2 protein-coding genes are annotated in these 4,489 nt (G+C 35.3%); both read left to right on the forward strand.

What is annotated here, in order from left to right:
* Positions 1–597: 597 nt before the first annotated feature.
* Positions 598–2,268: a poly alpha-glucosyltransferase gene (locus A5877_RS12715; protein ID WP_225869261.1), complete on the forward strand. Its 1,671-nt coding sequence runs from the start codon at positions 598–600 to the stop codon at positions 2,266–2,268.
* An 89-nt stretch (positions 2,269–2,357) separates the two neighbouring features.
* Positions 2,358–4,489, forward strand: a 2,132-nt coding sequence (locus A5877_RS17215; RefSeq protein ID WP_176273472.1) for a hypothetical protein, incomplete at its 3' end; no start/stop codon positions are given.

The raw sequence follows: 4,489 nt of genomic DNA on the forward strand, positions 1-4,489 counted from the left end.
GATTATATAGATGGAAACGTTATCGAACCATAATGGGCTTTCTTCTTATTCCAATTTTTAGCGAAGTTTTCAAAAAAGACATATGGTTATTATTTGTTATATTAACGCTAAAAAAATCATCTTTTTATCTGCGTTTCTGAAAAGTGCAATATGCTATGAAAATTTAGATTTTAATTTCTTCACTACCCTGTGTAACCTTATATGTGTAATGAGGATGCGTAATTTCAATACTTTTAATTAGCGATCAAATTCATTGTTTTCGATCGTGGAAATATTCACTATTTGCGGTAAACATCCTTTTTTATTTTATAAAAGCGAAGCAGGTAAGTAATAAAATTTTAGGATCTATAGAAAAGAACGCAGCATGTCATCTTAGCTTTCGAACCAAAACCTTATTTTTCAATGACGCTCCTTAAGAAAAATGGTTCAAGGAAAAGAAAAAGGGGGATGAGTACATCAAATAGTTAGCTATCTCACTACATGTATAAACAGTCATGAGCATTCATTGAAATCATAGCAATGGGTAAAAGTTTAACGCAATGAATGGAAGATTTATCTCAAAAACTGGTCAAACTGATTAAATTGGAGAGTTGTTCAATGTTAAAGCACTCAAAGTTAGTTCAAATTAAAGCAAAACTTAGTAGCTATTATGAAAAAAGTAATATGCAAGGTCAAACGGTCATCTACATTTCGTGGTCAACTGGTCAAAGTAGGGCAGAAGTAAAGTCTTTCTGCTCGAAGGATTTTGATAGAACATGGATTAAGGTTCAAAGATTTTTTGAAAGAAATAATTTGAGTATGGTCAAGTATCTCAAATTTGATGTTGTCATCTACTCAAAGAAAATTCCTTATCAAAAATTTGACGAAATGCTAAAAGAAACACCAAGAAACAACTATTTTCGATATGGGATTGCTTTTGATGAGGAATTACGTATTTCTTTGCTGGAAGAAGAAATTAATGGGAATATGATTTTCCAACCGGATAGAGAGCATAAAATTGGGAAAAATAAACCAAATTTATCTTTCAATCATGTAAATCTGAGCAAATATCTTTTCCGGAAATATAAGAAACCTATTATTTTACCCGATCCCCTCAAGGCTATCACCATTTTTAGAACGAGAGGAATAATGGTGAATGAAGGCTCGGAACTCTATGAGCTTCAGTATCGTGGACCGGGGATCAATGTGAGACAGCATTTGAAGAAAAATATTGTATCTGATTTAGAAAGAGTGATTAAAGATGGGCGCAAATATTTAAGCGACCAAATACTTGATTCAGGAAAATTCATATATGGCTATTTTCCTCAGTTTAATAAAACGCTAATCAACTACAATACGGTAAGACATTTTTCCACTTTGTATGCGTGGTTAGAAGCAGTCGAAGACTTAGAAACCTATGAAGAAGATCTTCCGAAAATTAAGAGTGGGCTTGACTGGGGGATTCAAAACCTAACGACTGATATTGAAGGACACTTGCTTTTCAAAGATATTATCGATCGAAGAATCGACGCCTTTGAATACAAACTTGGAAGCAATGCGATGGTGCTGTTAGCATTTTCAAAGTATCAAGAAATAACTGGTGATTTACAGTATGAAGAAATTCTTATCAATACGGTGAAAATGATCAAAGAATATTTTATTCAAGATGGAGATACAATTCACGTTCTAAACGAAAAGTTAGAAGTAAAAGAGGCTTTCCGGACAGTTTATTACGATGGCGAAGTACTATTCGGTCTCGCTAGAGCGTATAAGCAAATTCCAGATGATACCACTTTATCATTAGCGGAATCAATTTTGAAAAAATTAGTAGAAAAAAAATATTATAAATACCATGACCATTGGATAAGCTATGCCGTTAATGAGCTATCAGCTTTATTACCTAAAGAGGAATATTATGAGTTTGGTATTCGAAATGCTACAGAAAATTTGAATTTTATCAACAAACGAGACACTGCTTATCCTACCATGCTAGAACTTTTAGTTGCGGCTGCTAAATTTGTTGATCACTTAGATACAAGTGAACAATATTCACATTTGTTAGAGAAGTTTCCTAAAGCGAAGGATATAAAACCAACTATGGATAAGCGAGCGTTGCATGAAATGAACGTAGGGGTGTTTTATCCGGAGGTTGCTATGTATATGGCAAAACCAAATATCATTGCTGGTGGTTTTTTTGCAAGACACGATAATTTTAGAATGAGAATAGATGATGCAGAGCACTTTTTAAGTGGACTAATCAATTATAAGAATTATCTCAAAAGCAATTGAGGTTCACTTAATTGCTAAGTTTATATTTATTTTGAATGTGAACTTAGCAATTAATAGAAATCTTATTAATTACTAAAAGGGAGGAAAAAATGAAAAATCAATTTGATCACGTTCAGTCATTGAATAGGAAAAATATTAAGAAAAAAAATGCTAAAAATAAACTAATTTACAATGCTATGATTGCTGGTGTAATTACAAGCGGCTTGTTTGTAGCTGAAACAAAAGTAAATGCCGAGTCTGTAAACGTTACAGATAGCACAGGAGGCTATGAAGAAGTTGCACCTCGAATAGGGATTAACTTTGGCTTCACAGATAAGTTCAATAAATTATCTGCAGATGAGGACGGGATTCACATAGCAACAGCAGGTGAATCTAATACATGGCTAAACATTGGTTTGATTTCTCAATTTAAGCAAACGATCTATTTAGATCCTGATTTAGCAGATCAATTCTTCTTAACCCCAAATTATACAGACTATATTTCAGGAACGATTTCTCGACCGTCAACTTTCTTAGGTTGGGGTGATGTAACTGAAGACATTAAAGATGTATGGGATGCGAGAACCGGCATTATCTCAGGTTATGAAACGATGGGGTATGATCCTGATACCCATTCCATCACCTATTATACCCCTAACTATTTAATTCAGTTGAGTAGTGTAGATATTGCTATTGATCTAAAGATTGATTTGGCAAGATGGAAAGAAGATAATCCTCGAGACAACATGGTGATTAGGAAGGATAATTACTCTGTTAGAAGTGTAACAACTAGTGCAGACTGGATTGTTATTGGAGGTAGTGGAACAATATCCGGGGAACTTTCTTCTGAGGGGATTTATAACACTTGGATAGAGAACCCGGTAGAGACGACTACATTATTAACTTCTGACGATCAAAATTTCTATGGAAATGGGAAGCAAGATCTCGTTAATGAACATGATACCGATTATTTTGTTGAACTATTAGTCAATGGTGTACCAAGAGATACAATTGGTATGGATGAAGACGGCAATTGGGAATACGATTTTGGTAGTTTTCTGCGAGAGGGTGATATCGTTACCGCAAGGGTAAAAGGAGTTCATCAATACGTATTGCGCAATGGAAAAAGGTATACAAAATATTCTGGTATTACTTACCATAGCACAGGTACAGATATTGTAGACTATGAAGATTGGGTAGTAAGTAATCCAATAGTTCATCAAGCGTACACTGGTGAGTATTTAGTTACTGGGTTAAACTTGCCACAAAATCGTCAAGCGGGAAGAACGTATGATTTAGTATTGACTATTGAAGGGCAGGAAGTCCTAAGAAGAGAAAATATCTCAAATGATTTTGAATTCTCTTCAATGTGGATCGTGGATGGATCACCAGCGCCGTTGCCTGAAGGTGCAGTTGTTGAAGCATATGTCATTGGAAAACAAGATGGGCATGAAGATAAAGTAAGCTCAACAACTACGATGATTGTTGAAAATATCGATGACTATGATCAATGGGAAGTTCAAGCTGCAAGAGTTGATCCATTAAAAGAAGACGATCAACTGATTAGTGGAAGTGTTCCACTTCAGAGTAGAGCGTACGAGAGAAGCTATAACTTAGAACTACTGGTGAATGGCCGTCTCGTTAATACTGAAGAAGATATTCCAGTAACAAGTAGAAGTTATGTATTCGCATATGATGTAAATGAATTAAATCTAGATCTTTCTTATGGCGATGAAGTAACAGTCAGAGTTGTCGGACAACAACCGGATGTTGCTAATCCGAGTCAGATAAGAACTAAGGCAGTTGAGACAACAGTAAATGTCGATGACACAACTGGCTACAATAACTGGGTAGTCAATCAACCCAAACTAAATGATATCTATGTTGGTGACAATGTAATAACAGGAAGTCATGAACAAGATGATACATTTGGTAGAACGTATTCACTTGACGTTTATATCAATGGTGAACTTGTAGAGAAGAATGTACCAATCAATGCTAGCGGTGAATTTGAAATTCCACTAGATGCTGAGCTCAATCTTGGTGATGAAGTAAGTATTGTTGTAAACGGACATCAGGAAAATCGTGATGATAAACAGTCTGATATGGTTGCTGTAATTATACAAGAACCTATTGATACTGACTCAGATGCTGATTCCGATTCAGATTCCGATTCAGACGCCGATGCTGATGCTGATTCCGATTCCGATTCAGATGCGGACGCCGATGCTGATGCGGATTC

This window comes from Enterococcus sp. 3C7_DIV0644 (assembly GCF_002141235.1).
Classification (GTDB): domain Bacteria; phylum Bacillota; class Bacilli; order Lactobacillales; family Enterococcaceae; genus Enterococcus_D; species Enterococcus_D entomosocium.